This is a genomic window from Elstera litoralis (genome assembly GCF_000963705.1).
GTDB lineage: Bacteria > Pseudomonadota > Alphaproteobacteria > Elsterales > Elsteraceae > Elstera > Elstera litoralis.
Genome location: NZ_LAJY01000376.1, coordinates 1 through 1,963 on the forward strand (window position 1 = coordinate 1; position 1,963 = coordinate 1,963).

Genomic DNA, 1,963 nt, shown 5'->3' on the forward strand with positions numbered 1-1,963 from the left:
GGCAATGAGCTGGTGCCGAACTGGCTGGAAACGGTGCGCATCCGCAGCCTGAAATGGACGCGCTTCTACGAAAAGCACGCCGAAGACGCGCGTAAGGTTCGCGAAGATACCGCCGCTTTTGCCGCTGAAGTGACGCTGCCCATCGGCGAATTCCGCGCGATGGTTCAGAAGATCCAAAAGGGCGAACGGGAAGCCAGCCGCGCTAAGAAAGAAATGGTCGAAGCGAACCTGCGCCTCGTCATTTCGATTGCCAAGAAATACACCAATCGCGGCTTGCAGTTCCTCGATCTTATCCAGGAAGGCAATATCGGCCTGATGAAGGCCGTGGATAAGTTCGAATATCGGCGCGGGTATAAATTCTCGACCTATGCGACCTGGTGGATTCGGCAGGCCATCACCCGCTCGATTGCCGACCAAGCCCGCACCATCCGCATTCCCGTGCATATGATCGAAACGATCAATAAGCTGGTGCGCACCTCGCGCCAGATGCTGCACGAAATCGGCCGCGAGCCGACGCCGGAAGAATTGGCCGAAAAGCTGATGATGCCGCTGGAAAAAGTCCGCAAGGTGCTGAAAATCGCCAAAGAGCCGATCTCCCTCGAAACCCCCATCGGGGACGAGGAAGATAGCCACCTGGGCGATTTCATCGAAGACAAGAACGCCGTTCTGCCGCTCGATGCCGCCATTCAGGCGAATTTGCGCGAAACGACGACGCGGATTCTGGCAACCCTCACCCCGCGTGAAGAGCGCGTGCTGCGCATGCGTTTTGGCATTGGCATGAACACCGATCATACGTTGGAAGAGGTCGGCCAGCAGTTCTCGGTGACGCGCGAACGTATCCGCCAGATCGAAGCCAAAGCCCTGCGCAAGCTCAAACACCCGAGCCGCAGCCGCAAATTGCGCAGCTTCCTGGATACCTAATCAGTTCAGTGTAAAAAATCTGCGCATTACAGCAGGGGGCGTTCTTGACGGAACGCCCCTTTTGCTTTCATAACCCTAACCCCGGCATCGCTCGGGGATCGCTGCGGGGGCCTGTAGTTCAGTGGTTAGAACGCGCCGCTCATAACGGTGTTGTCGTCGGTTCAAATCCGGCCGGGCCCACCAGCGGATTTACGCAGAGGCGCTGCCTCTGCACTCCGCTTAAGGGCCGATTGACCCTTAAGAATCCCATTTTTATATTAAAATCAGCATTATAGGATTAGTGATCCACGTTAAAACGGATTTTCAAGGGCAACGCCCTTGAAGCCGGGTTTGGGGGCCGCGCCCCAAGATCGCGCAGCGAAACTTACGCCACCAACCCCGCCACTGGCTCAACCTTCTTCCCCAACACCGCCCCCGCATCCAGCCCCCAGAGCCCCAGCAGCAAGCTGGCATAGACCTGCCGGAAATCCATCGTATGCACGAGATCGTCGTTTTCCAGCCTATCGAGCGCCGGTTGCGTGCCGATGAGCCCGCCGCGCACGCTGCCGCCGGCGAGGAAATGCGGGGCGGCGGTGCCGTGGTCGGTGCCTTTGCTGCCGTTTTCAGCGGGCCTACGGCCGAATTCGGAGTAGGTGAGGACGATCACGCGGTCCCACAGACCGGCGCTTTGCGCGGCATTGCGGAAGGCGGCGAGCGCGCTGGCGAAATCACCTAGCAAGCGGGCGTGTTGGGGGGCTTGGTCGATATGCGTGTCGAAACTGCCCAGCGAGAGTTTGATAACGGGGGCATCGACGCCCGCCGCCAGCAGGCGCAGCGCATCGGCAAACTGCGCGCCCAGGTTGGTTTTGGGGAAATCGGCGGTTAGGCTGGCGGGAACAGTTTTCAGCTTCGCCTGAATATCCTCGCCCGCCACGCGCAAGGTGCCTTGCACGGCGCTGATCTGGTCGAGCACCGGATTGCGGCGCAACTGCTCGGGGATCGAAACGGCAGTGGCGGCTTTGGCGAACGCGCCGGGGTTGCTGAGCGAAACGGCTTTGATCCC

The 1,963-nt window shown here is 59.7% G+C and carries 2 protein-coding genes and 1 tRNA gene; 2 read left to right on the plus strand and 1 reads right to left on the minus strand.

Features of this window, described 5'->3' with window-relative positions:
• Nucleotides 1–921 (plus strand): RNA polymerase sigma factor RpoD (gene rpoD, locus VZ95_RS13955; RefSeq protein WP_045776397.1); only part of this gene is annotated, 921 nt, incomplete at its 5' end.
• A 107-nt stretch (nucleotides 922–1,028) separates the two neighbouring features.
• Nucleotides 1,029–1,104: transfer RNA gene (locus tag VZ95_RS13960), tRNA-Ile, on the plus strand.
• Nucleotides 1,105–1,285: 181 nt separating this feature from the next.
• On the opposite strand, the gene VZ95_RS13965 is transcribed toward VZ95_RS13960, so the two are convergent.
• A partial coding sequence (locus VZ95_RS13965) for a DUF1501 domain-containing protein (protein WP_045776398.1) occupies nucleotides 1,286–1,963 on the minus strand: 678 nt, incomplete at its 5' end.